Genomic DNA, 24,688 nt, shown 5'->3' with positions numbered 1-24,688 from the left:
CCCCCCCGAGCCCGCTGACCAGCGGGCTTTTTTTGTGGCGCTCGGCGGCGCAAAACTACAATACCGGCCAAACAACGCCCAGCGCCCACGCCCGATGACCCACCCCTGCCTCAGTTGCGGCGCCTGCTGCGCCAGCTTTCGCGTTGATTTTTCAGTCCATGAATGCGACAGCAACGGCGGCCGCGTGCCATCGGGGCTGGCTGAAGAGGTGAACGAGAGCACCTGCCGCATGCGCGGCACCGACTATGCGCGCCCGCGCTGTGCGGCCTTGACCGGCACCATTGGCCAGCAAGCCGCCTGCGGCATTTATGAATGGCGCCCCTCCCCCTGCCGGGAGTTTGCAGCAGGCAGCGAGGCCTGCAACAAGGCGCGCGTACGCCATGGCATGCAGGCGCTGGAAGGCGGGCTGTACTAGCCCACCCGCCAACGCCCCCATGCACGGCGCTACAGCGGCGCGACGCGCACCACCGGCGCACTGGCCGTTTCGATCGACATGCGCAGCGGCAAGAACTGCGCAATCACCGCCATATTGCTGTGCAGGTGCTCGGTCGCCTCGCTGCAGCTGAAGGATGCCGGCTGGCCGCTTTGCCATACGGCCAGCGCCTGCAGCAGCAACAGCTGGTCGGCCAGGTAGGCGCAGACAGCGGCATCGGGCTTCTTCTGGTAATCGCGCAGGTCCTGGCAGAGCTTGCGCGCCACCGCTTCGGACGACACCCCGTGCGCGCCCAGGCCCCAGAACAGCTCGGTGACATGGTCATAGCGCAACGTGGCCTGCAGCAGATTGCCCGGGCCCTCCTCCTGGCTCACCGGCAGCAGTTCCATCGCACGCCGGTCCCAGCCCGTCAGCCGCGCCAGCTCGTCGAACTCGCGCATGGCCACGCCACGCGGCACGGCCGCGCAGACCGCTTCCACCGACACATGCTGCAGCATGCCGCGTGCCAGCAGATCAAAAGGCTGCAGTCCCTGCGCTGCCGGGCTGATGCAGGCGAGCGCCTCGCCACCGCCCGCCGGGTAAAAGCCATAGCGGCGCAGCCGCAGGTCCAGCCCCGCACCCATGCGTGCCACCAAGGGCGCATAGGCGCGATCGATGAAGTGGAAGTTGGGCGCCAGCGGGTTGTGCGTGCCACCCGACAACTGCACCGTGCTGGCAGCATCGGCCATCAGCAACGCTGGCAGCACCGTCTGCAACACCAGCATCGCACTGCCCGCGCCCGAGATCGGGAAGCGGTAGTCCCCGGCCTTGAGCGCCGCCGGCGCAAACTGCAGCGCCGTCACCCCTGCGCCGATGGGCGACAGCTGGGCATCGCTGATGGTCTGCGCCGCCTGCACACAGGCCAGATGCTGGCGCATCAGCCCTGGCTTGGAGCGCTTGGCCCGGATGCTGTGCATCGCCAGCGGCCTTTGCGTGATGACCGACAGCGCCAGCGCCGTGCGCAGAATCTGGCCGCCGCCCTCGCCTTGCGAGCCGTCGATCTCGACCAGGCCCTTTTCTATTAAATGGGTTGAAAATTGCATTGGAATAAGTCCCTCTCCCTTGTTCTTATAGGGCGGCTCAAGGCCCGGGAAGCCCAGCATCCAACCAATGCTGCGGCTCCCGGGTCGCACTCTACCCCTTCACACACACCACCTGCTTGAGCGTGTACACCACCTCCACCAGGTCGCTCTGCGCCGCCATCACCGCGTCGATGTCTTTGTAAGCCATGGGGATCTCATCAATCACCTCGGCGTCCTTTCGGCATTCCACCCCTTCGGTGGCGCGCATTTGGTCCTCGACGGTGAACAGCTTCTTGGCCTTGGTGCGGCTCATCGTGCGACCGGCACCGTGGCTGCAGCTGTTGAAGCTCTCGGGGTTGCCCTTACCGCGCACGATAAAGCTCTTGGCCCCCATGCTTCCCGGGATGATCCCCAGCTCGCCCTGGCGTGCGCTCACCGCGCCCTTGCGGGTCACAAACACCTCCTGGCCAAAGTGCGTTTCGCGTTGCACATAGTTGTGGTGGCAGTTCACCGCCTCCAGGTGCGTCTCGAACGGTTTGGTGATCACCTTTTTCAGCGCTTGGATCACTCGGACCATCATCACCTCGCGGTTGGCACGTGCAAACTTCTGCGCCCAACCCACCGCTTTGACATAGTCCCCGAAGTAGGCAGCGCCTTCTTCAAAATAGGCCAGGTCCTTATCGGGCAGGTTGCGTTGGTGCAGCTCGGCATCCTTCTTGGCCAGCTCGATGAAGTGGGTGCCAATGGCGTTCCCCACCCCGCGCGAGCCCGAGTGCAGCATGATCCACACCGCCTGGTTTTCGTCCAGGCAGACTTCGATGAAGTGGTTACCGGTTCCCAGGGTTCCCAGGTGCTTGTAGTTGTTGGTGTTCTTGATGCGTGGGTGCGCTTCGCAGATCTCCTCGAACTCCTTCACCAGCCCTGTCCAGGCGGCATCGGTTTCCTCAGGCGGCGTCTCCCAGCTCCCCTTGTCGCGGCCATAGCGCTTGGGCGTCATGCCCACCGGCACAGCCCGCTCGATCGCAGCGCGGATCGGCGCCAGGTTGTCGGGCAGATCGCTGGCCGTCAACGTGGTCTTGCAGGCCATCATTCCGCAACCCAGGTCCACCCCCACCGCGGCCGGAATGATGGCCTTAAGCGTAGGCACCACCGAGCCGATGGTGGCACCAATCCCCAAGTGCACATCAGGCATCACCGCCACATGCTTGAACACCACCGGCAGGCGCGAGATATTGGCCAGCTGGTTCTGCGCTTCGGCCTCGACCGGCACGCCATTGGTCCACATCTTGATCGGCACGCCATTGGGTACTTGTCGTTGTTCGTAGGTCATGTTGTTCCCTGTTCTTTCTTCTGTGTATGTGTGGGCTTGCGCAGTTGCGTCCTGGCCCCGTCCGGTGGGAAAGCAGGATCCTCGCCCTGCTTTCCCCGACTCACGCCACGTGGCGCTTGCCATCTTATTTGCCAGAAGCGTGCCAACTCTGTTCCATTGCTAAAATTTTTCATCAAGCCATTGAATTAAATGGAATTTTTTAAGATATGCGCTCTCAACCTACAAAAACTATTTTTAGAAAAATAGCTACATAGCTAGAGATATTAGAATTAAAGCTAGTTCATTCCAACCGATCCTATGAAACCCATCACCGTCATCGGCTTTCTCGGCACCCAGCTCGACAGCGGGCGCGGCGCAGGCCGCTGGAGCAAATGGCGGCCCTCGGTCGCCATCACCCAGCATGAAGACATGGTGGTGGCCCGCATGGAGCTGCTCTACACGCGCTCGCATGTGGACCTGGCCCGGCTGGTGCAAAAGGACATTGCCGCCGTCAGCCCCGAGACCGAAGTGAACCTGGTGGAGCTGCCGATCCGCGACCCCTGGGACTTTGAAGAGGTCTACGGCGCGCTCTACGACTGGACCAGCAGCTACCCCTTCGACAGCGACCAGGCCCAGTACTGGCTCAACATCACCACGGGCACCCATGTGGCGCAGATCTGCCTGTTCCTGCTGGCGGAATCGCGCGCGATACCCGGCGTGATCCTGCAGGCCTCACCGCCCAAGCGGCAGATCGATGGCGCGGCGGGCAACTATGCGCTGATCGATCTGGACCTGTCGCGCTACGACGCGCTGGCCACGCGCCATGCCCAGGCCCAGCAGGATGCGGTGGCCTTTCTCAAAAGCCATATCCCCACCCGCAACCCCCGCTTCAACCAGCTGATTGCCGAGATCGAGCAGGTGGCAGGCCGCTCGCAGGCCCCTATGCTGCTGGTGGGCCCGACGGGCGCGGGCAAGTCCTTTCTGGCGCGCCGCATGTACGAGCTGAAAAAGGCCCGCCACCAGATTAGCGGCGCCTTTGTCGAGGTGAACTGCGCCACCTTGCGCGGCGACAGCGCCGCCAGCACCTTGTTCGGCCACAAGAAAGGGGCGTTCACCGGCGCCGCCACCGAGCGCGCCGGCCTGCTGCGCACCGCAGACCAGGGCCTGCTCTTCCTCGACGAAATCGGCGAACTGGGGGCCGACGAACAGGCCATGCTGCTGATGGCGATCGAGGAAAAGCGCTTCTACCCGATGGGCTCGGACAAGGAGGTGAGCAGCGACTTCCAGCTGATAGCCGGCACCAACCGCGACCTGCGCCTGGAGGTAGCAGCCGGCCGCTTTCGCGAAGACCTGTTCGCCCGCATCAACCTCTGGACCTACAACCTCCCCGGCCTGGCCCAGCGCAGCGAAGACATCGAGCCCAACATCGACCACCTGCTGGTGCAGCACGCCCAGCAAACCCACCGCACCGAGCGCTTCAACGCCGAGGCGCGCAAGCGCTACCTGCAGTTCGCCCAGAGCCCACAAGCCCTGTGGAGCGGCAATTTCCGCGATCTGCATGCCAGTGTGACGCGGCTGGCGACCTTGTCGACCAGTGGTCGCATTACCGAGGATCAGGTGGAGGCGGAGATTGGGCGTTTGCAGTGGTTGTGGCAGCGGCCGGAGGCGGTGGCTTCGTCTGCCGATGCTTCTGCCGACGTGGCGCTGGAGGCCTTGTTGCCTGGTGAGGCTATTGAGGCGATGGATTTGTTTGACCGGATGCAGTTGGCGTCGGTGGTGCGGGTGTGTCGTGCGTCTAGCAGTTTGTCGGAGGCGGGGAGGCAGTTGTTTCAGGCTTCGCGGGCGCAGCGGACGGTGTTGAATGATGCGGATCGGTTGCGCAAGTATTTGCAGAAGTTTGGGTTGAGTTGGGATGTGGTTTGTTCTGCTCGTTGAGCCTTATAAGGTCTGATGCTGTTTTTAGCTTCTGCTGTCGGCCGGATTGCGCCGGGTGGGCGATTTCTGCGTTCGGCCCCACAACTGGCCGAGTGCAGCTCTTGCTTATTCGTATGCCTGCGGCGCTTTTGTCTTTTGCTGGCCGGATTTCGTATGGCGGGCGATATCTGCACTCTGCACTACACCGGCCAAGTGCAGCTCTTGCTTGTGCACATGCCTGCGGCGCTGCTTGGTTTTGTTGGCCGGATTTCGCCCGGCGGGCGAGGTACTTTTCTTGGCGACCAAGAAAAGTACCCAAAAGAAAGTCGCCCCTGCTGCCTGCGACCCTTCGCGTTGCGAAGGGCAACCTGTGTCGTGGCGTTTGTGGGGTGTGCCGCGAAACTCACTACGCGCCAAAGGCGCTCCGTTCGAACAGACGCGGCAAGCTAGTTCACGAAGCGCTGGCACTCTGCGGTGCCAGCGCCACCCCACAAACACCACGCCCCAGGCGCATGCAAAAGGGGAATGCAAACAACCCAACAGCCAAATACCAATAGGCCATCGCTACGCTCGGCCAGTTTTGGGTGCCGAGCGCAGCGATGGCCCATATCTGCTCAACCCCTTCTGAATGCGCCGAGGAGCACAGGGTATGGGCTGGGCAGTTGCACCGCAGAGTGCAACTGCATCGTGAACTGACTCACCGCGTCTGTTTGAACGGAGCGCCCCTGGCGCGTAGTGAGTTTCGCGGTGCAGCCCATACCCGAGCACCACAGGTTGCCCGCAGCGCAGCGGAGGGACGCAGTCAGCGGGGCGGCCTTCTTTTGGGTACTTTTCTTGGCCGCGCAAGAAAAGTACCTCGCCCGCCGGGGCGAGACCCGGCCAACAAAACCAAGCAGCGCCGCAGACATACGCAAAAGCAAGAACTTCAGGTGCCGAGCGCAGCGATGGCCCGGGCCTGCGCACCACCCCTTCTGAATGCGCCGAGGAGCACAGGGTATGGGCTGGGCAGTTGCACCGCAGAGTGCAACTGCATCGTGAACTGACTCACCGCGTCTGTTTGAACGGAGCGCCCCTGGCGCGTAGTGAGTTTCGCGGTGCAGCCCATACCCGAGCACCACAGGTTGCCCGCAGCGCAGCGGAGGGACGCAGTCAGCGGGGCGGCCTTCTTTTGGGTACTTTTCTTGGCCGCGCAAGAAAAGTACCTCGCCCGCCGGGGCGAGACCCGGCCAGCAGCTGCTAGCTAAGCAAACAAACAAGCAAACAAGAAAGCAAGCAAACAAGAAGATAAAAGCAAAACAAGAAAAACAAACAACATGGATTTCCCACAAATCCTAAAATCCCCACCTTCCAGCGCGCAGAGGCAGCAACAAAAGCCACCCCAGCGCCACCCCAGGCATAACAGGCAAAAAACCCGTGTCCCCTTTTGAATCGATTGCCCGCCGCGAACGCGGGCTGCTGCAGCAACTTACTGCAGCCCAAATGACGATGATCGCCATTGGCGGCGCCATCGGCACCGGCCTCTTCATGGGCAGCGCATTTGCCATCGGCTTTGCCGGGCCCAGCGTGCTCATCAGCTACGCCATCGGGGCACTTATCGGCCTGCTGCTGATGGGCTGCCTGGCCGAGATGACGGTCGCGCACCCCACCAGCGGATCGTTTGGCGCCTATGCCGAGCACTACCTCAGCCCGCTCGCCGGCTTTGTGGTGCGCTACGCCTACTGGGCAGCCGTGGTGCTGGCGGTGGGGATGGAAGTCACCGCGGTGGGCAAGTACATGAAGTACTGGTTCCCCGAGGTGGAGCAGTGGGTCTGGGTGGCGCTGTTCTCGGTCATTCTGGCTGCCGTCAATGCCACCAGCGTCAAGGCCTTTGGGCAGATGGAGTATGTGTTCTCCATGGTCAAGGTCGTGGCCATCGTCGCCTTTATCCTGATTGGCGCCTATGTGGTGTTCGGCTCGCGGCCCGAGGGCGTGGGCTTTTCCAACTACACCGCCGACCGGGGCTTTTTCCCCAACGGCTGGTGGGGCACCTGGGTGGGGGTGATCGTGGCCATCTTCAGCTACCTCAGCCTGGAGTCGATCGCGATTGCCGCCGGTGAGGCGCAGAACCCGCGCCAGGCGGTCACCTCGGCGTTCAAGACCACGGTGTTGCGCCTGGTGCTGTTCTACCTGCTGTCGCTGGCCTTGATGCTGGCCATCGTGCCCTGGAGCCATGCCAGCACCGACAAGAGCCCCTTCGTCAAGGTGATGGAGATCGTCGGCATTCCCGGCGCGGCCAGTGTGCTCAATTTTGTGGTGCTGGTCGCCAGCCTGTCGGCGATGAATGCGCAGCTCTATGTCACCTCGCGCATGATGTTCAGCCTCTCGCGTGGCGGCTATGCGCCAGCAGCGCTGGGCAAGGTCAACAGCCGGGGCGTGCCGATGGGTGCGATTGCCATCTCCTGCCTGGGGATGGCCGTGGCCATGGTGCTCAACGTGCTCAAGCCCGAGGAATCGCTCACCCTGATGATGTCGATCTCGATGTTCGGCGCCATGTTTGCCTGGTTCATGGTCTTTGTCACCCACCTCTTCTTCCGCCGCCGCTGGCAGCGCGAGCATCCGGGCGAGCGCCTGCAGTTCCGCATGTGGGGCTTTCCGGTGCTGACCCTGCTGGGCGCCGTGCTGATGCTGGCCGTCATCATCACCACCTATTTCACCGATGTGTTCCACATGACCACCCTGATCGGCGTGCCCATGCTGCTGGTGATGACCGCCGTCTACCTGATCTGGTACCGCAAGCGCTGATACATTGCATAGCTATGCCAAACACGCCTCACTCTGCGCCAAGCCTCTGGGACATCTCGCCACCCATCTATGTGGGCATGCCGGTGTTCCCCGGCGACACGCCCTACCAGCAGCAATGGGTGGCCAGCATCGGGCCGGGTTGCCCGGTCAATGTGGCCAGCATCACCAGCACACCGCATGCCGGCGCCCATGCCGATGCGCCGCTGCACTATGCGCCCGATGGCGCCACCATCGGCCAGGTCGATCTGGCGCCCTACCTGGGCCGCTGCCGCGTGGTCCATGCCATCGGCTGCGCCCCGCTGATCGAATGGCAGCACATCGAACATGCGATGAGCGACGACCTGCCCGAGCGCGTGCTGGTGCGCACCTACCAGCAGATGCCGCAGACCCAGTGGGATGCCGGCCTGACCGGCTACGCGGCCGAGACCGTCGAGCGCCTGGCCGCGCTGGGCGTGCGCCTGATCGGCATCGATACCGCCAGCATCGACCCGGCTGACAGCAAGGCCCTGCCCAGCCACCAGACCATTCGCCGCCACGACATGCGCGTGCTGGAGAACCTGGTGCTGGACGCCGTGCCCGAGGGCGACTACGAGCTGATCGCGCTGCCGCTCAAGCTTGTGCAGGCCGATGCATCGCCGGTGCGTGCCGTGCTGCGCGCGCTGCCCGGCACCTACAATCAGGCCACGGCCTGAGCCCCCTCCTCCCTTGCGGCAGGCGCCTGGCCCACCAGCGCCTGCCCGCCACCATTGACAAAGAGACCTAGCCATGACCACCTTGGAAGCCTGCCGCGACGTTGACCAGCATGAGCCGCTGGCACCGCTGCGCCACCTGTTCGACCTGCCCGAAGGCGTGATCTACCTGGACGGCAACTCGCTGGGCCCGCTGCCCAAGGCCACGGCGGCGCGCGTCGCCGATGTGGTGCAGCGTGAATGGGGCCAGGGCCTCATCCGCAGCTGGAACGATGCCGGCTGGATCGACCTGCCCCAGCGCCTGGGCGACCAGTTTGCGCCCTGGATCGGCGCCAAGCCCGGCGAGGTCGTGTTCACCGACACCACCTCGGTCAATCTCTACAAGGTGCTGAGCGCAGCCATCCGCCTGTCGCAGCAAGAGTTCTCCGACCCGGCACCGCGCACCAAGGTCATCAGCGAGCGCAGCAATTTCCCTACCGATCTGTACATCGCCGAATCGCTGTGCAAGCAGCACAACCTGGAGCTGGTGCTGATCGAGCCCGAAGAGCTGCCCGCCTGCCTGACCACCGATGTGGCCGTGCTGCTGCTCAGCCACGTGAACTACCGCACCGGCCACATGCACGACATGACCCAGGTCACGCGCGACGCGCATGCGCAGGGCGTGTTGACCGTCTGGGACCTGGCCCATGCCGCCGGCGCCGTGCCGGTGGACCTGAATGCCGCCAACGCCGACTACGCGGTGGGCTGCAGCTACAAGTACCTCAACGGCGGCCCTGGCGCCCCGGCCTTTGTCTGGGTGCATGCGCGCCATACCGACAAGTTCTGGCAGCCGCTGTCGGGCTGGTTCGGCCATGCCGAGCAGTTTGCCTTCAACAGCGACTACCAGCCTGCGCCCGGCATCCGCCGCTACATGTGCGGCACCCAGCCGATGATTGCGCTGTCGGCCCTGCAGTGCGGGCTGGACATCTTCAGCGAAGCCGAAAAGTACGGCGGCATGGCGGCACTGCGCCGCAAGTCCATCGCGCTGACCGACCTGTTCATCGAGCTGGTCGAGACCCGCTGCGCCGGCTACGGCCTGGGCCTGGCCACGCCGCGCGATATCTTTGCGCGCGGCTCCCAGGTCTGCCTGACCCGCGACGACGGCGCGGGCGTAGACGGCCAGGGCAGCGGCGCCTATGCCATCGTGCAGGCGCTGATCGCCCGGGGCGTGATTGGCGACTTCCGCAAGGGCGATGGCGGCAAGGGCCCGCACAAGGATATTCTGCGTTTTGGCTTCACCCCCCTCTACACCCGTTTTGAGGACGTGTGGAACGCGGTCGAGCACCTGCGCCAGGTACTGGAATCGGGCGAATGGCAGAAGCCCGAGTTCAACCGCATCAATGCGGTGACCTGATTGCACAGCCCGTCCAGCACCCGCTACGCCATGTCCGAACGCATCGCCATTCTCGACTTTGAAACCACCGGCATGAGCCCGGCGCATGGCGCGCGGGCGGCCGAGGTGGGCATCGTCATGGTCGAGAACGGCCGCATCGTGGACCGCTACCAGAACCTGATGAATGCCGGCCAGCGCATGCCCGGCTTCATCACCCAGCTCACCGGCATCACCACCGCGATGCTGCAGGCGGCGGCGCCTGCAGAGCAGGTGATGCGCGAGGCGGCAGCATTTGTCGGCACGGCGCCGCTGGTGGCACACAACGCATCGTTTGACAGCAAGTTCTGGCTGGATGAGCTGGAACGCGCAGGCTGTGCGGCCAGCCCGGCCGCAGCGCCTGCCGGCAAGCTGTTTGCCTGCACCGTGTTGCTGTCGCGCCGCCTCTACCCCGAGGCACCCAGCCACTCGCTGGGCAAGATCGTGCGCCACCTGCAACTGCCGCCGGCCGACAAGGCCCACCGGGCACTGGCCGATGCCGAGATGACCGCCCACCTGCTGCTGCGCATGCAGGCCGATCTGCGCAGCCGCTGGCACATCCCCGAACCCAGCCATGCGCTGCTGAGCGAATTGCAGGTCTGCCAGCGCAAGCACCTGGGCCGCTGGCTCAGCAGCACCTCCGCGCGCCAGACCCAGCCGCAGCTGCCTGAGCTGGCCAACACGTTGATGCCTACGGCTGCGCCAGCAACACGCTGAGCAGCACATTCAGCGCCGCCATCAGCAGCACGGCCAGCCCGGTCACCAGCAGCACCCTGGACTGTACCCAGGCGCGCTCGGCCTGCGCAGCACCGGTGACCAGCTGGCAGGCCATCTCCACCTTGCCGGGGGAGGCCATCAGCAGCAGAGCCGCGCTGACATTGTGGACCGCCATAAACGGCAGCACTGCCACGCCCAGGGCCTGCGCGATCTCGGCCTGGGTGGCCGCAAACATCGCATTGGCGCCGGTGTTGGAGCCGGTCACAAAACCTCCGAGGGCCCCCACAAAAGGCGCAGCAAACACATAGGCACTGCCGCCCTGTGCCAACGCATGGGCCAGCTGCGCAGCCATGCCCGAGACCGCCATCACCACGCCCAGCACGATGAACAGCCCCGTGACCGGCGCCACCTGGCGCCAGGACTGCCAGACCTGCTGCAGGCTGCTGGCTGCGGGCAGGCCGCGCACAAACCAGGCCGCCGCCACAAACAGCCACAGCGCAGGTGATGCCAGCAAATGCCAGGCACCCGCGCCCTGCAAGGCGCGCAGCACAGCGCCCGCCACCAGCACACCCAGCAGCAGCAAGCCATAGGCGGCCAGCGCGCGCCAGCCCAAGGGGCCCAGCGGCGCAGCGGCCTCACTCGCAACAACGCCTGTGCCCCGCCGGCCCAGCCACAGCCAGAGCACCGTCATCAGCAAGGCGCCCAGCGCGCCAGCGGCCGAGGTGCCGGCCACCGCATTGCTCAGCCCAATGGCCAGCGCCAGCACCAGGCCCGACAACGCACCCTGCAGCATGGCCGCTGCACGCCGGCCCGGCGCACTGGCCAGCCCCGCTGCGGCCACACCGGCCACCACCATCGGAATCACACTCACCGCTGCCGACGCCACACCCAGCGCATCAAAGCCGATCCCGGCCATCGTGGCCGCAATCAAGGTGCCCGGGCCCATGGAGCCCCAGGGCACGGCGCAGAGGCCCAGCAAGCCAATCAGCGCCATCTTGCGCGCCGGCAAACCGCTGTGCGCCAGCAGCGGAATGCCGATGGTGATGCCAATGCCAAAGCCGGTCAGTGATTCGGCAAAGGGCGTGACCCCGTGCACCACCAGCAGCACAGCGCCCACGCCTTCGCCGGTGCGGCCCATCACCCACTGCGCCAGCGCCTTTTGCGCTCCGGCAGCGCGCAGCACTTCGGACAGCAGCAGGCCGCCGCCCACGATCAGCAGCACCTCCACGAGGACCGGCATCCAGCTGGCCAGCGCCTGCTGCGCCGCAGCTGCGCTGAGCGGAAAAGCCAGCAGGCAGCCGGCCAGTGCCAGCACCACACCGGTCAGCGCCGCATACAGCGAACGCAGCCCCAGCAACAGCCCCGCGATGACGGCCAGGACCGGGGACGCACTCAAGAACAGGTACATTGGGAGAGCGCTTGTTGAAATTGCATATAGGCAAATAATATTTCCTAAACGAAATATAGTCAATCCATGTCGACTGAAAATTCCCCACCCAGCACCGATTCCGACCTGCAGTTCGGCCTGGCCGTGCGCGCCCGCCGCGCGCAGCTGGCCATCACCCTGGACCAATTGGCCCAGGCCAGCGGCGTCACGTCCGGGGCGCTGTCCAGGGTGGAACGGGGCCTGCTCAGCGTGAGTCTGCGCAATGCCATGGCGATTGCCCGCGGCCTGGGCTGCGAGCTGAGCGACCTGGTGCAAAGCCCTGCGCCCGCACAGATCACGCGGGCCGGCGCGCATGCGCGCTTTGTCCATGAGGACACCGGCATCGTGCGCCTGGCCTTGGCCCGCCCGCTGCCGGGGCTGGAGTTGCTGCACTACACCGTGCCGCCGGGCCAGGCCTCTAGCCACTTCGCGCCGCACCGGCCGGGCACGCGCGAGGTGTTCTATGTCGAAAGCGGCAGTCTGCGCGTCTTCACCGGGGCCGATTCCGTGCTGCTGCAAGCCGGCGACAGCGCCCAGCTGGCGATGGACACCGAGCACCACTTTGCCAACGAGGGCCGTGGCGTGGCGCATTTCATCCTGCTGGTGGCCGCGCCCATGCATGGGGGCTGATGGCCCCTTGCAGTGCCGTCATCACGAAGATGGCTGGAACAGCCGCTCGGCCACAAAGTCCACAAACACACGCAGGCGCGGTGACATCAACCGGCCCGAGGGCCAGAGGATGCTGAACTGGCCGGCATAGGTCAGACAGTCGTCCAGCACCGTCTGCAAGCTGCCATCGGCCAGCGCGTCGCGGGCCAGAAAATCGGGCATATAGGCAATGCCCAGGCCCCCGATCGCCGCGCCGCGCAAGGCCTCCATGTTGTTGCAGGTCAGCGCTGGCGGGTGGGCGGCGGCATCCTGCGCGGCGTCGGCGCTATCGCCCCCCATCTGCCAGGGCTGCAGCTTGCCCGAGGTGGGAAAGCGAAAACGCAGGCAGTCATGCGCTGCCAGGTCTTCGGGCCGCAGGGGCCGGCCGCGCTGCGCCAGATAGGCCGGGGATGCGCAGAGCACAAAGCGGAACAGGCCCAGGCGCCGGGCGCTGAGGCTGGAATCGGCCAGCACGCCGCTGCGGATCACCGCATCCAGGCGCGCCTCCACCACATCGACCAGCCGGTCGTTGAAGTCCAGGTCCAGCTCAATATCCGGGTAGCGCGCGCGGAAGGCCGGAATCACCGGCAGCAAGAAGCGGTAGCCAATGGTGGGCAGGCCAATGCGCAACAGGCCCCGGGGACTGCTCTGCGTGCTCGACAGCAGCGCCTGCGCATCCTGCAGGTCATCCAGAATGCGGCGCCAGTGCGTGTACATCAGCTCACCCTCATGCGACAGCGACACCCGCCGCGTGGTGCGCACCAGCAGCTGCGTGCCCAGTTGTGCCTCCAGCTTGGCCACGCTTTTGCCGACGGCCGATGCCGAGATGCCCAGGGCGCGGGCAGCGGCCACAAAACTGCGGCGCTCGGCCGCCTGCACAAAGGCGGCGATGTGGTTCAGGTTGTCCATCCGCGCATATTACGGAAATTTGGTTGTTAATCAAACAACGACTGGCCCGTTTATTAGCCATCCATTCCTCATTAAGCTCCACAGCGTGTTTTTGCAGGAGTTGGCTATGCGTCAAGTTTTACCCGCCGCCTGGCGCGGGCCCTGGATGGTTCTGGCATCCGTTTGTCTGGCAGCGCTGGTGCTGCCGCTGAGTTTTTCTGGCGGGGCCGTGGCCACGCCTGCGATTGGCCGCGCACTGGGCGGCAGCGCCACTAGCCTGGGCTGGATCACCAATGCCTTCATGCTGGGCTTTGGCAGCTGCCTGATGGCCGCCGGCGCGCTGGCTGACCAGTGGGGGCGCAAGCGGCTGTTTTTGCTGGGTCTGTCGACCTTTTGCCTCGCGGGCCTGGGGCTGGTGCTGGCGCGCAGCGTGTGGCAGATTGACCTGCTGCGCGCGCTGCAAGGCGTGGCCGCTGCCGCTACCCTGGCCGGTGGTACAGCCGCGCTGGCGCAGGAGTTTGCAGCGGCGCAGCGCGCCCAGGCCTTCAGCCTGCTGGGCACCACCTTTGGCACCGGCCTGGCCTTTGGCCCGCTGCTGACCGGCTGGTTGATGGAGCGCGCCGGCTGGCAGGCCGGTTTTGCACTCTGCACCGGCCTGGGGCTGCTGGCCTTGCTGGTGGGCATCGCCGCGATGCGCGAGTCGCGCGATCCGCAGGCCCAGGGCCTGGACTGGCCCGGTGCGCTGCTGTTCACCTGCGCGCTGGCCTTGCTGACCTTGACGATGGTGGAGGCGGCTGCACGGGGCTGGCACAGCCCGCTTGTCATCGCATTGCTGCTGGCATCCGCTGCCGCGCTGCTGCTCTTCGTCGCCGTGGAGCGGCGGGTGGCCCGCCCGATGCTGGACCTGAGCCTGTTCCGCTACCCGCGCTTCGTCGGTGTGCAGGTGCTGCCGATCGCCACCTGCTACTGCTACGTGGTGCTGCTGGTGCTGCTGCCGCTGCAGCTGATCGGCATTGGCGGCTACAGCGAGGTGGCGGCCGGCTGGTGGATGCTGGCGCTGTCCGCGCCGATGCTGGTGGTACCACTGGCCGCAGCCTGGCTGACGCGCTGGTCCGGCCCCGGTCCCATTTCGGCAGCGGGCCTGCTGCTCGCGGCCGCCGGCCTGCTGTGGCTGGCGCAGATCCCCGTGGAGGCCGGTGGCATGGCGCGTGTGCTGCCGCTGTTGCTGATCGGCAGCGGCGCGGGCCTGCCCTGGGGCCTGATGGATGGGCTGTCGGTCAGCATGGTGCCCAAGGAACGCGCGGGCATGGCCACCGGTATTTTCAGCACCGTGCGGGTGGCCGGTGAAGGCATTGCGCTGGCAATGGTGACCGCGCTGCTGGCCGGCTTTATCACCCCGCACCTGCCGGCATCCCTGGAGGTGGCCAGCCTGCAGACTGCGGCCCAGCAACTGGCGATGGGCGAACTGCGCCAGGCGCTGGCCTTGCTGCCTGCCCAGCCCGATGCGGCAGCTGCCCTTGATTTGCAAAAAGCCTATGGCCAGGCCTTTGCACAGCTGCTGTATGTACTGGCGGCGATTGCGACCGTCTCTGCGCTTGTGGTGCTGGGCCTGCTGCGCCCGGCCAGTGGCGATGCGCTGCAGGCCCCTGCGGCTAGCCCTCAATAGCTTTTGGCGGAGAGGCTGGCCCAGAGGTGGGCCGCCACCAGCGCCCGCCAGGGCGCAAACGCGCCCAACCACTGCTCGGCCTCGCGCTGCGAGACGCTGGGCACATCGAGCAAGCGGGCCAGCGCATTGCGCACCGCCACATCGCCATGCAGGCTGCCGTCCAGCCAGCCAAAGCCGCGCAGCAGTGCGTAGTGCACCGTCCAGGGGCCAATGCCCTTGATGGCCAGCAGCGCATCCTCAATCGCCTGGGCGTCTTGCGCCTGCAAGGGCTGCGTGGCCCAGGCATCGAGCGGCAGGCTGCCGTCCAGCACGGCAGCGCAAACGCGCTCCAGCGTGGCGATCTTGCTGACCGAAAAGCCTGCGGCGCGCAGTTGCTCGGGCGTCAATGCCGCCAACGCAGCGGCATCAGGGTGGCAGAGCATGCCGCTGCTGTGCTGCAGCGCCGTGGCCGCAATCAGCCGCCGGCGCAGTGCAATGGCTGCCGCCACGCTGATCTGCTGGCCGGTGATCGCCCATACCAGGGCCTCGAACGGGCTGCTGCTGGCGGGCACACGCAGACCCATCTGGCTCAGCAGCAACGGGCCCAGCACCGGGTGCTTGCCATGCTGCAGCGCCAGCTGGTCCGCCCCCTCGCCCAGACCCAGCATGCGCGCCACCATCGCATCCAGTGCGGCTGGGCCGTCTCCGGTAGCGCCGGTGTCGGCCGGCCCATCGACCGCCAAACTGGCTACGGCCTGGGTGGCGCCCTCCACCAGCTCCAGCTCCAGCAGCGCAGGCCGGCCTTGCCAGGTCAAGCCCTTGCTGACCCGCAGCCCCTCGACCTTCTCGGAAGCCTGCAGGGCATCCCGGGCATGCAGGGCCAGCATGTCCTGCGGGCGGTAGTTGGCAGGCAGGGCGACTTGGGTGCTCAGGACCAGGGGCATGGGAGGGCGTGCGGAAGGCGGCGGCGGGCGCGGTTCCCCACTATAGGGGATGGAGGGCGGGCGATGCAGTCACAGCTGTTTCCATGCGCTACGGCTATTCCGCGTCGTGGAACACGATGCCCAGCGTGTGGCGCTGCCCGCGCAGCACTGTGGACACCCCGTGCCGGTGCTGCACCCGGTAGCTGCCGCGCGTGCCCTGCACCGGCCGCTCGCGCACCGCGATGATGGCCGCATCGCCAAGCTGCAGCGGCAGCACCTGCGCGCGCGACTGCATGCGCGGGCGTTGCTCGGTCAGCACCAGCTCGCCACCGTCAAAATCCTCGCCCGGCTGCGACAGCAGCACGATCACCTGCAGCGGAAACACCAGCGCGCCATACAGGTCCTGGTGCAGGCAGTTGTAATCCTCGGCGCCATAACGCAGCAGCAGCGGTGTGGGCCGACATTGGCCTGCTGCATGGCACTGGGCGAGCAAGGCCGCATGCTGCGCTGGCCAGGGCGTCGTGGCCGATGCGAGCTGCTGGCGCCAGTGCTCCGCCACGGGCTGCAGCCGCGCGTAGAGCGCCGTGCGCAAGGCCTGCAGCAGCGCTGGCAGCGGGTAGGCAAAGTACTGGTACTCACCTCTGCCAAAGGCATGGCGCTGCATCTGGATGCGGCTGCGAAAATGCGCCGCCTCGTCGTACATCGCGGCCATCTGCTGGCACTGCGCCGCATCCAGCAAACCGGGCAGCAGGCCCCAGCCTTGGCGGTCCAGCTGGCGGCCCACCGCAGTCCAGTCATAGCGCTGCAGGGCTGCCTCGGCCTGCACATCTGCGCCACCGGCACCGGCTGGTGCCGAGCCGGCCTGCAACAGCGGCGCAGGGGCTGCATCATCCAGCGGCAACGCGGCCTGCGCGGCGCTGGCCAGGCGCTTAACCATGGCGGGCCACCCGGGGGGCCTGGGGCGCCAGCTCGGCCTCGTGCTGCAGCAGCGCGCGCTTGCGCTCCACGCCCCAGCGGTAGCCGGAGATGCCGCCATCGTTGCGCACCACCCGGTGGCAGGGGATGGCAACGGCCAGCGCATTGGCCGCGCAGGCGCCAGCAACGGCGCGGCTGGCCTGGGGCATGCCCAGCTTGCGCGCCAGCTCGCTGTAGCTGACGGTGCTGCCCACCGGAATCAGCCGCAGCGCCTGCCAGACCTGCTGCTGGAAGGCAGTGCCGCGCACATCCAGCGGCAGTGCCAGGCCGCGCGTGGGCTCGTCGACAAAGCCGATGACCTGCGCCATCCAGCGCTCAAAGTCGGCATCGCCACCAGCCAGCTGGGCCTTGGGAAAACGCTGCTGCAGGTCCTGCACCAGCGCATCGGCATCGTCGCCCAGCAAGATGGCGCAAATGCCCTGCGCAGTGGCAGCCACCAGAATCGGGCCCAGGCTGCATTCGGCGACGCCAAAACGAATCTGCTGCGCCACGCCGCCGGTGCGGTATTGGCGCGGGGTCATGCCCAGCACCGCCTGGCTGTCGCGGTACAGTTGCGCGGTGCTGGCAAAGCCGGCATCAAAGATCGCATCGATGACGCGGGGCGCCTCCTGCGCATCGCCCAGCGCGTTTTGCAGGCGCTGGCGGCGCTGGGCCTTGGCATAGGCCTTGGGCGATACGCCGACCGCCGCCTTGAAGACACGCTGCAGATGGAAGGGGCTCATGCCGGCGCGCTCGGCCAGTTCAGCCAGGCTGGGCTCTTCTTCGGCGGTGGCGATCCAGCCGCACAGCTGGGCCACCAGCGCGGCATGGCTGGGCTTGGCGGGGTTATCGGGCTGGCAGCGCTTGCAAGCGCGGTAGCCAGCGGCCTGGGCCTGCGCTGCGGTGTCGAAAAAGCGGACGTTCTCGGGCTTGGCCAGGCGCGAGCTGCAGGACGGCCGGCAAAAAATGCCGGTGCTGCGCACCGCATAGACAAAGCGGCCGTCGGCAGCGGCGTGGCGGCCTTGCACATCGGCCCAGCGCGGATCGGCCAGGGTTTGCTGTGCGCGGGTGGCGGCCAGCGCAGCGGCGTTGGACGTGCTGGCAGCCGACGTGGAGCGTGGTGTGGATGGGGCAGACTGTTTCATGCGGATCACCTCAGTACAATCGATGCAGCCACTTTAGGCCTTGCGGCCCCGTGGCGCAGTGCCATTCTTGCGCTGCAATTGAAGCCGCTTCCACTGCCCCACATACCATGCGAGACACCAACAGCAAGCCCGAATCCATTGTGCATGAAGAGCGCGCCCAGCTCGACTTCAGCAAAGACATGAGCTATGGCGACTACCTGCACCTGGACGAGATCCTGAACGCCCAGCACCCGCTGTCGCCCGCGCACGACGAGATGCTGTTCATCGTGCAGCACCAGACCAGCGAGCTGTGGATGAAGCTGATGCTGCATGAGCTGCGCGCGGCCATGCAGGCGATTGCCAACCCCGAGGCCAACACCAAGCCCGAGGCCTTCAAGATGCTCGCGCGCGTCTCGCGCATCATGGAGCAGCTGGTCAATGCCTGGACCGTGCTGTCGACGATGACGCCGCCCGAGTACTCGGCGATGCGGCCCTACCTGGCCAACTCCAGCGGCTTTCAGAGCGCGCAGTACCGCTGCATCGAGTTCTCGCTGGGCAACAAGAATGCCGCCATGCTCAAGCCCCATGCGCACCGGGCCGACCTGCTGGCCCAGGTGCAGGCGGCTTACGAATCGCCGTCGCTGTATGACATTGCGTTGCAGCTGCTGGCGCGCGAAGGCATTGCCGTGCCGGCCGAGGCGCTGCAGCGCGACTGGACCCAGCCCTATGTGGAGAGCGAAGGCGTCAAACAGGCCTGGATCACCGTCTACCGCGATCCGCACCAGTACTGGGACCTGTACCAGCTCGGCGAGAAGCTGGCCGACATCGAGGATGCCTTCCGCCTCTGGCGCTTCCGCCACCTGACCACGGTCGAGCGCGTGATCGGCTTCAAGCGCGGCACCGGCGGCACCGGTGGCGTCAGCTACCTCAAGAAAATGCTCGATGTGGTGCTCTTCCCCGAGATCTGGACCCTGCGCACCAACCTCTAAGCACCTGTTCTAAGCCACAGCAACCTGCCAAGGGGTTGCTCCAAGTGACAGCGCGCCGTGCAGAGGGGGCCAGAGTCCTCTATAGTGGCAAGCGCATGTAACAAGCCGCGCCCGCCCCTGCAGGCCGATCGCGCATACACCATGGGCCGGCCCCCTCTGGCCCCGGCTTGTTGCCCGCACTCTCAGCCATGCCGGTCCCACCTACACCCTCCCCCACCGGGCGCCCTGCGGCGTCCTCGTCCACGTTGCTCTGGGCCATGCTGCTGACCTTGCTGTCGGCCTTCTCGCTGAGCCAGGCCTTCCGCACCGTCACCTCCATCATTGCCGACGGGCTGCGCACCGATTTCGGGCTGTCTGCCGAGTCGCTGGGCGCGTTTGCCGGGCTGTTTGGTTTGTCCTTCGGGGTGACGCAGCTGTTCATGGGCGTGGGCATGGACCTGTATGGCCTGCGCAAGACCGTGCTGACGGCCTTTCCGCTGGCGATTGCCGGCTCGCTGATCTCGGCGCTGGCCCCCAGTTACCACGGCCTGATGCTGGGCCAGTTGCTGATCGGCATCGGCTGTTCGCCAGCCTTTCTGGCCTGCACCATGTTCATCGCGCGCCATTTCCCCAGCGACCGCTTTGCCTTCATGTCCGGCGTCGGCATGGGCGTCGGCGGTCTGGGCCTGCTCTTTACCGGCACGCCGCTGGCCTGGCTGGTGCAGCACTATGGCTGGCGCTGGGGCTTTGGCCTGCTGGCGGTGCTCTGCGCGCTGTCCTGGATCGCCATCTTTGTGCGCGTGCATGAGCCGCACCTGCCCAGCGATGACCTGCCCAAGCCCAGCTGGCTCACGGCCGTCAAGGGGTTTGGCGGCCTGCTGCTGGTGCCGCACACCTGGGCCATCGCCATCATGGGCATGGTCGGCTACGCCTCATTTCTGACGGTGCGGGGCCTCTGGCTCAGCCCGATGCTGATCGACCGCTATGGTTTCTCGCTGGTGGCGACCGGCAATGTGGCCCTGGTCGTCTCGATGATCTCGCTGTTCACGCCGTCGGTCTTTGGCCGGCTCGATCCGGGCCCGGCCCGCCGCCGGCGCCGCATCATCGCCGGTGCCGCAGTGATGGCCAGTACTTTCTGCGCGCTGGCCTTTGTCCACCATCCCGCAGCCACCGTCGCGCTGATCATGTTCATGGGGCTGGCCTCGGGCTACTCGGTGCTGCAGTATGCCGATGTGCGCTCCTCCTATCCCCGGGAAACCACCGGCCGCGCGCTGTCGGTCTACACGATGGCGATGTTCCTGGGCGTCGCGCTGATGCAGTGGCTCTCGGGCATCGTCGCGTCTTATGCGCAGCGGCATGGCGGCGAGATCTACCAGTATGTGATGCTGTTTGTCGCGGGCATGCTGCTGATCGGCTGCCTGGCCTTCCGTTTTCTGCCCCAGTCGCCGCTGCTGGCCCCAAAGAGCCCCGCCAGCCCTTAACCAGCCAATGGCTACAGCACCGAGGCCGAGGACCCATCGCCCCGGTACAGCCAGGGCACATCCATCAGCTTGGCACCCAGCGCGCGCAGTGCTGTATCGCGCCCCAATGCGACAAGGCCCCGCGCGTGGAAAATCTCGCCATTGCGGATCGCACGCGCCTGCACCCGGGCATTGCGCTGCCAGCGGTTGAGCGCATAGCGGCGCAGGCGCAGCGGCATCTCCAGGTCGTGCATGGTCAACGCGCGCTGCAGCTCGGCGGCATCTTCAATCGCCATGCCGGCACCCTGGGCCAGGTAGGGCCGCATCGGGTGGGCGGCGTCGCCCAGCAATGCGACCAGGCCCTGCGCCATCTCATGGGGGCCGGTGACCGGTGCCCGGTCAGCCAGCGGCCATAGCCGCCAGGCAGCGCCTGCGGCATGCACGGCCTCCACCAGATTGAGCAGCTGGCGGTGGGCACCGGCCAGACCGCGCTGCAGATCGGCGCCATTGGCGGCATGGTCCCAGTGCTCCAGGTCATCGGGTGCCGGGCCTTCGACAATGAAGACCAGGTTCTGCAGCTCGCCACCGCGCACGGGGTACTGCACCGCATGGAAGCGCGGCCCCATCCAGGCGGTGACTACCTCGGTGCGCAAGGCCGCCGGCAGGTCTGCCTGGCGCACCAGTGCCCGGTAGGCCAGGTGGCCGGTCACGCGCGGTGGCGCATCATGGAGCAGGCGCAGCCGCGTGCGGCTCCAGATGCCGTCGGCACCCACCAGCGCATCGCCTTCGATCTGCTTGCCCTGCTTGGTGGTGATGGTGACGACCCGGCCATTGTCCTCATGGTAGTCCACTGCATGGTCCAGGTTGAGGTGCAGATCTGCATGGGGCTGCACCGCATCGAGCAGCAGCTGGTGCAGATCAGCCCGGTGAACGGTGGCATAGGCTGCGCCATAGCGCGCCACTGCCTGCGCGCCCAGATCCAGCCGGGCCAGCTCCTGCCCACTGATCGCATTGCGCGAGACCAAGGCCTGCGGAAACGCCGCCACCGCTTGCAGGGGCCGTTGCAGGCCCCAGGCCTGCAGGCGCCGCACCACATTGGGACCCAGCTGCACGCCGGCACCCACTTCGCTGAACTGCGCAGCGCGCTCAAACATCCGCACCTCGGTGCCCGCGCGGACAGCGGCCAGCGCAGCGGCCATGCCGCCAATGCCGCCGCCGGCGATCAAAATCTGTTCATGCATACCGCCATTGTGCCCAGATTGCAGGGGCCAGCTTGTGCGCTAGCGCAACAGCCCACTGCGTGGCTGCAGCACCCGGCGGTGGTGTGGCTCAAGCCGGACGGCAGCTGGGGAAGCTGTGCAGGCGCTCGAACTCACCAATCGGCACCGGGCGGCCAAAGTGAAAGCCCTGGAAGCGCTTGCAGCCATTGCTGACGAGGAAATCCACCTGCTCGGAGTTCTCGACGCCTTCGGCCACCACTTCGAGCTCCAGGCTCTGGGCCAGCGCCAGAATGGTACGCACGATCACCGCATCGCTGACGTCGCTCAGCACATCGCTGACAAAGCTGCGGTCGATCTTCAGCTGGTCCAGCGGCAGGCGCTTGAGGTAGGCCAAAGATGAGTAACCCACGCCAAAGTCATCGAGCGAGAAGCCCACGCCGTGCTCCTTGAGCTGGCGCATGCGGTTCACCGTTTCATTGACGTCGCCGAGCAGCAGGTTCTCGGTCAGCTCCAGCTTCAGCCGCCGGGCGTTGGCCCCCGTCTGCGCCACGATGCCCAGCACCTCGTCGACAAAACCCTGGTTGTGGAACTGCCGGGGACTCACATTGACCGACATCGTCAGCCCCTGCGTGGAGGCACTCGCGGCCCACAGCGCCAGCTGCTGGCAGGCGGTGCGCATCACGAAGTTGCCGAGCTCGACGATCAGGCCGGTCTGCTCGGCCAGGTCGATGAACTCGATCGGCATGACCAGACCACGCGCCGGGTGGCGCCAGCGCACGAGGGCTTCGGCGCCCACCAGGCTGCCGCTGCCGTTCATCACTGGTTGGTAGTACACCTGCAGTTCGCCGTCATGGATGGCCTGGCGCAGGTCATTTTCCAGATTGGCACGCGCATTGACAATGGCCTGCATCTGCGGGTCAAAGAAACGCTGGGTGTTGCGGCCGGCCGACTTGGCCTCGTACATGGCGAGGTCGGCGCGCTTGAGCAATTCCTGCACCGTCAGCGATTCATGGTCGCCAAACACGGTCACGCCAATGCTGGGCGTGCTGTGGTGGGACTGGCCATCCAGCGCAAACGGCTGTTTGAAGCGGGTGATCACATGTTCGACCACAGCGCGCACATGGGCCTCGGCCTGCGCGCGCTCGGCGCCCAGGTTCTCGACCAGCACCACGAACTCGTCGCCACCAAAGCGCGCGACCACATCGCCGCTGCGCACGCTGGCAATCAGGCGCTTGCCCACCTCGCACAGCAGCCGGTCACCCTTTTGGTGGCCCAGCGAATCGTTGAGGTCCTTGAAATTGTCCAGATCGATGAACAGCAGCGCTGCATAGGTGCCGCGCTGCTGGCAGGCAATGATGGACCATTCCAGCCGGTCCATCAGCATACGGCGGTTGGGCAGACCCGTGAGCACGTCGAAGAACTCGAGGCGCTCGATTTCCTTGCGGGCGCGGCTGCGTTCGGCCAGATCGCGCGAAATGCACAGCAGGCCGGTGACCTCGCCATTGGCTGCCCGGATGGCGGATTTGGTGATTTCGAAACGGCCCTGGTAGCCATTGTCGGCAAACTGCAGGGTTTCCTCATAGACCACCGGGGTGTTCGCATTGCGCGCGCGCAGGTCCGTCTCCCAGTCCGATGGCATGCGCGCCTGCAGCCCCAGATCGGACGTGGTGCGGCCAATGATTTGCGCATGGGTCAGCCCCACCAGGCGCTCGAAAGCCTGGTTGCAGTGCAGAAAGCGCCCATCCGCCCCCTTGAGCACGACCAGGTCGGGGATGGCACTGACCAGTGACACCAGCTGCGACTGCTGCTCCTGCACGCGGCCCACCATCAGCTTCTGCATCGACACATCGTGCGACAGCAGCATGAAGGCATGGGCATCGCGGCCTTGCGGGGCGACCAGAATATCGGTCTGGAAGTGGCGCAGACCCTGCGGCGTCTCAATGCTTTGCTCGAATGCGAGCGATTGGCCTGCGCGCAGGCGCGCAAGCCAGTCAGGCGCCTGGCCGCGCAGGCTGGGTGCCAGTGCCTCGGTCCAGGGCTGGTCCACCAGGCTGGGCACGCCCAGCCAGTCCAGCTGGGTGCGGTTGGCATGCACGATGGCGCCTGTGCCATCGACCCGCACCACCCCAATGGGGGCCTGCTCCAGCCATTCTTCGCCCTGCAGGCGTGCGGGATGGCTGGAGGCCCAGTCGACCAGGCTATGGCGCAACGACGCCATGATCAGCACCAGCGCCAGCACGGACAGCGCATAGCTCCAGGCCGCCTGCTCCACCAGCAGCGCCCAGCGGGTGCCGGCGCCCAGCAGCATGGCCATCGCGCCCACAGCCAGCGCTGCGGATATTCTCAGCACCGTCCAGCGGCCGGACTGCCCCGCAAAATGGCGGCTCTGCATCGCAACCCAGGCACAGCAGACCAGCATGGCCAGCGGAACGAGGAAGCGGCGCACGCCTTCGAGGTCGACCAGCCCCTGCGCCACCACGGCCGCTCCAAGCGCCAGTGCCGCCAGCGCCGTCAGCACGGCGCGATGGCTTTGCAGTCGCAGCCAAGGGCTGGCGCCTGGCGCCGTGCCAGGACGGTGGCGCCGCGAAGATGAAGACAGTTCTATGGAGACTATCAATAGGCTTATTGATAGAAGAATATTGACTGCCAGCTCCAGCCACAGGGCTGGGAGGCTGCCAGGCTCAGACCAGCGCAGCGGCAGCGCCAGCACCACCGCAAAGCCGCCCAGCACCACGGCACTGCATACCCACAGCGGGCAGCCCAGGAAGGCACTGGCGGCCGAGCCCTGCAGCAGCAAGCGCCCGCCCCAGCCCAATGTGGCAAGTGCTGCCAGCAGCAGCAGCACCTGCACCCAGGTCTGCAGCGCCTGGACAAAGCCCACCCCCTGCGCATCCGTGGCCACCAATCCGGCCAACACCACGCCACCTGCCAGCAGGCACCAGACGATCCGGGTGTGGATCTCATGGATGCGCCGGCCAAGCGACAACGGTGTGTAAGGGAGGGCCATATGGGGCTAAATGTAATTAAAAGTAAACCAACGTCCATCTATTTGACCAGTAACGGTCAACAAATGCAAACGGGCCTCGTATCAACAAGGCCCGTTTCGGTCGCATGTAGGTC

Annotated in this window: 19 protein-coding genes; 10 read left to right on the top strand and 9 right to left on the bottom strand. The window is 66.1% G+C overall.

The genetic code is table 11. The features are described 5' to 3' along the window. The first annotated feature begins 94 nt into the window (after positions 1-94). On the top strand, positions 95-415 hold the full coding sequence (locus AB7A72_RS20980) for a YkgJ family cysteine cluster protein (RefSeq protein WP_239809040.1): 321 nt from the start codon (positions 95-97) through the stop codon (positions 413-415). 29 nt (positions 416-444) lie between these two features. Here AB7A72_RS20980 and rtcA read toward each other — a convergent pair whose 3' ends face one another. Together rtcA and AB7A72_RS20970 are read right to left on the bottom strand one after the other, a co-directional pair. Continuing rightward, positions 445-1,515 (bottom strand): RNA 3'-terminal phosphate cyclase, encoded by a 1,071-nt coding sequence (gene rtcA / locus AB7A72_RS20975; RefSeq protein WP_369461057.1) that lies wholly within the window; start codon positions 1,513-1,515, stop codon positions 445-447. A 91-nt stretch (positions 1,516-1,606) separates the two neighbouring features. Beyond that, positions 1,607-2,824 (bottom strand): RtcB family protein, encoded by a 1,218-nt coding sequence (locus tag AB7A72_RS20970; protein WP_369461056.1) that lies wholly within the window; start codon positions 2,822-2,824, stop codon positions 1,607-1,609. Positions 2,825-3,121: 297 nt separating this feature from the next. On the opposite strand from AB7A72_RS20970, the gene rtcR reads away from it, so the two are divergent. The 5 genes from rtcR to AB7A72_RS20945 all read left to right on the top strand — a co-directional run bounded on the left by rtcR (position 3,122) and on the right by AB7A72_RS20945 (position 10,312). Continuing rightward, complete coding sequence (gene rtcR / locus AB7A72_RS20965) at positions 3,122-4,738, top strand: RNA repair transcriptional activator RtcR (RefSeq protein WP_369461055.1); 1,617 nt, start codon at positions 3,122-3,124, stop codon at positions 4,736-4,738. A 1,392-nt stretch (positions 4,739-6,130) separates the two neighbouring features. After that, on the top strand, positions 6,131-7,498 hold the full coding sequence (locus AB7A72_RS20960; RefSeq protein ID WP_312413467.1) for an amino acid permease: 1,368 nt from the start codon (positions 6,131-6,133) through the stop codon (positions 7,496-7,498). A gap of 14 nt (positions 7,499-7,512) precedes the next feature. Then, positions 7,513-8,190: an arylformamidase gene (kynB, locus tag AB7A72_RS20955; protein ID WP_369461054.1), complete on the top strand. Its 678-nt coding sequence runs from the start codon at positions 7,513-7,515 to the stop codon at positions 8,188-8,190. A gap of 73 nt (positions 8,191-8,263) precedes the next feature. Continuing rightward, entirely contained in the window at positions 8,264-9,580 is a 1,317-nt protein-coding gene (kynU, locus tag AB7A72_RS20950; protein WP_312461457.1) for a kynureninase, read from the top strand. Positions 9,581-9,610: 30 nt separating this feature from the next. After that, positions 9,611-10,312 (top strand): 3'-5' exonuclease, encoded by a 702-nt coding sequence (locus tag AB7A72_RS20945; RefSeq protein WP_369461053.1) that lies wholly within the window; start codon positions 9,611-9,613, stop codon positions 10,310-10,312. Here the strand turns inward: AB7A72_RS20945 and AB7A72_RS20940 are convergent. Continuing rightward, complete coding sequence (locus AB7A72_RS20940) at positions 10,287-11,708, bottom strand: L-lactate permease (RefSeq protein ID WP_369461052.1); 1,422 nt, start codon at positions 11,706-11,708, stop codon at positions 10,287-10,289. The genes AB7A72_RS20945 and AB7A72_RS20940 overlap by 26 nt on opposite strands. A 78-nt stretch (positions 11,709-11,786) precedes the next feature. Between AB7A72_RS20940 and AB7A72_RS20935 the strand changes: the two genes are divergently transcribed. After that, the gene (locus tag AB7A72_RS20935) at positions 11,787-12,368 is read left to right on the top strand and encodes a helix-turn-helix domain-containing protein (protein WP_369461051.1); all 582 of its coding nucleotides are present in this window, start codon (positions 11,787-11,789) and stop codon (positions 12,366-12,368) included. 21 nt (positions 12,369-12,389) lie between these two features. Here AB7A72_RS20935 and AB7A72_RS20930 read toward each other — a convergent pair whose 3' ends face one another. Continuing rightward, positions 12,390-13,295 (bottom strand): LysR substrate-binding domain-containing protein, encoded by a 906-nt coding sequence (locus AB7A72_RS20930; RefSeq protein WP_369461050.1) that lies wholly within the window; start codon positions 13,293-13,295, stop codon positions 12,390-12,392. A gap of 106 nt (positions 13,296-13,401) precedes the next feature. On the opposite strand from AB7A72_RS20930, the gene AB7A72_RS20925 reads away from it, so the two are divergent. After that, the gene (locus tag AB7A72_RS20925; protein ID WP_369461049.1) at positions 13,402-14,940 is read left to right on the top strand and encodes an MFS transporter; all 1,539 of its coding nucleotides are present in this window, start codon (positions 13,402-13,404) and stop codon (positions 14,938-14,940) included. Here AB7A72_RS20925 and AB7A72_RS20920 read toward each other — a convergent pair. The 3 genes from AB7A72_RS20920 to ada all read right to left on the bottom strand — a co-directional run bounded on the left by AB7A72_RS20920 (position 14,934) and on the right by ada (position 17,941). Then, positions 14,934-15,863 carry a DNA-3-methyladenine glycosylase 2 gene (locus AB7A72_RS20920; protein ID WP_239809053.1) on the bottom strand — a complete coding sequence of 310 codons (930 nt, stop codon included), beginning with the start codon at positions 15,861-15,863 and terminating at the stop codon, positions 14,934-14,936. The genes AB7A72_RS20925 and AB7A72_RS20920 overlap by 7 nt on opposite strands. Before the next feature lie 94 nt (positions 15,864-15,957). After that, positions 15,958-16,779 carry a 2OG-Fe(II) oxygenase gene (locus AB7A72_RS20915; RefSeq protein WP_369461048.1) on the bottom strand — a complete coding sequence of 274 codons (822 nt, stop codon included), beginning with the start codon at positions 16,777-16,779 and terminating at the stop codon, positions 15,958-15,960. After that, positions 16,772-17,941: a bifunctional DNA-binding transcriptional regulator/O6-methylguanine-DNA methyltransferase Ada gene (gene ada, locus AB7A72_RS20910; protein WP_369461047.1), complete on the bottom strand. Its 1,170-nt coding sequence runs from the start codon at positions 17,939-17,941 to the stop codon at positions 16,772-16,774. The genes AB7A72_RS20915 and ada overlap by 8 nt, the downstream gene beginning before the upstream one ends. Positions 17,942-18,048: 107 nt before the next feature. Between ada and kynA the strand changes: the two genes are divergently transcribed. Together kynA and AB7A72_RS20900 are read left to right on the top strand one after the other, a co-directional pair. Continuing rightward, complete coding sequence (gene kynA, locus AB7A72_RS20905) at positions 18,049-18,909, top strand: tryptophan 2,3-dioxygenase (protein WP_239809056.1); 861 nt, start codon at positions 18,049-18,051, stop codon at positions 18,907-18,909. 188 nt (positions 18,910-19,097) lie between these two features. Continuing rightward, positions 19,098-20,369 carry an MFS transporter gene (locus AB7A72_RS20900; protein ID WP_312413440.1) on the top strand — a complete coding sequence of 424 codons (1,272 nt, stop codon included), beginning with the start codon at positions 19,098-19,100 and terminating at the stop codon, positions 20,367-20,369. Between the two features lie 11 nt (positions 20,370-20,380). Here AB7A72_RS20900 and AB7A72_RS20895 read toward each other — a convergent pair whose 3' ends face one another. Both AB7A72_RS20895 and AB7A72_RS20890 read right to left on the bottom strand, forming a co-directional pair. Then, positions 20,381-21,589 (bottom strand): FAD-dependent monooxygenase, encoded by a 1,209-nt coding sequence (locus AB7A72_RS20895; protein ID WP_369461046.1) that lies wholly within the window; start codon positions 21,587-21,589, stop codon positions 20,381-20,383. Between the two features lie 88 nt (positions 21,590-21,677). Further along, positions 21,678-24,575: a putative bifunctional diguanylate cyclase/phosphodiesterase gene (locus AB7A72_RS20890; protein ID WP_312835419.1), complete on the bottom strand. Its 2,898-nt coding sequence runs from the start codon at positions 24,573-24,575 to the stop codon at positions 21,678-21,680. Positions 24,576-24,688 lie beyond the last annotated feature (113 nt).

Origin of the sequence: Comamonas sediminis, from assembly GCF_041107495.1 — a bacterium.
Lineage (GTDB): Bacteria > Pseudomonadota > Gammaproteobacteria > Burkholderiales > Burkholderiaceae_C > Comamonas > Comamonas sediminis.
This window is presented reverse-complemented; position numbering and strand designations above follow the sequence as displayed.

Bases quoted from the DNA above. Each gene is read 5' to 3' on its own strand.
- ada (WP_369461047.1), bottom strand. From the start codon at position 17,941: ATGAAACAGTCTGCCCCATCCACACCACGCTCCACGTCGGCTGCCAGC.
- kynA (WP_239809056.1), top strand. From the start codon at position 18,049: ATGCGAGACACCAACAGCAAGCCCGAATCCATTGTGCATGAAGAGCGC.
- AB7A72_RS20935 (WP_369461051.1), top strand. From the start codon at position 11,787: ATGTCGACTGAAAATTCCCCACCCAGCACCGATTCCGACCTGCAGTTC.
- AB7A72_RS20980 (WP_239809040.1), top strand. From the start codon at position 95: ATGACCCACCCCTGCCTCAGTTGCGGCGCCTGCTGCGCCAGCTTTCGC.
- kynU (WP_312461457.1), top strand. From the start codon at position 8,264: ATGACCACCTTGGAAGCCTGCCGCGACGTTGACCAGCATGAGCCGCTG.
- AB7A72_RS20920 (WP_239809053.1), bottom strand. From the start codon at position 15,863: ATGCCCCTGGTCCTGAGCACCCAAGTCGCCCTGCCTGCCAACTACCGC.
- AB7A72_RS20895 (WP_369461046.1), bottom strand. From the start codon at position 21,589: ATGCATGAACAGATTTTGATCGCCGGCGGCGGCATTGGCGGCATGGCC.
- AB7A72_RS20925 (WP_369461049.1), top strand. From the start codon at position 13,402: ATGCGTCAAGTTTTACCCGCCGCCTGGCGCGGGCCCTGGATGGTTCTG.
- AB7A72_RS20945 (WP_369461053.1), top strand. From the start codon at position 9,611: ATGTCCGAACGCATCGCCATTCTCGACTTTGAAACCACCGGCATGAGC.
- AB7A72_RS20900 (WP_312413440.1), top strand. From the start codon at position 19,098: ATGCCGGTCCCACCTACACCCTCCCCCACCGGGCGCCCTGCGGCGTCC.
- rtcA (WP_369461057.1), bottom strand. From the start codon at position 1,515: ATGCAATTTTCAACCCATTTAATAGAAAAGGGCCTGGTCGAGATCGAC.
- rtcR (WP_369461055.1), top strand. From the start codon at position 3,122: ATGAAACCCATCACCGTCATCGGCTTTCTCGGCACCCAGCTCGACAGC.
- kynB (WP_369461054.1), top strand. From the start codon at position 7,513: ATGCCAAACACGCCTCACTCTGCGCCAAGCCTCTGGGACATCTCGCCA.
- AB7A72_RS20915 (WP_369461048.1), bottom strand. From the start codon at position 16,779: ATGGTTAAGCGCCTGGCCAGCGCCGCGCAGGCCGCGTTGCCGCTGGAT.
- AB7A72_RS20930 (WP_369461050.1), bottom strand. From the start codon at position 13,295: ATGGACAACCTGAACCACATCGCCGCCTTTGTGCAGGCGGCCGAGCGC.
- AB7A72_RS20890 (WP_312835419.1), bottom strand. From the start codon at position 24,575: ATGGCCCTCCCTTACACACCGTTGTCGCTTGGCCGGCGCATCCATGAG.
- AB7A72_RS20970 (WP_369461056.1), bottom strand. From the start codon at position 2,824: ATGACCTACGAACAACGACAAGTACCCAATGGCGTGCCGATCAAGATG.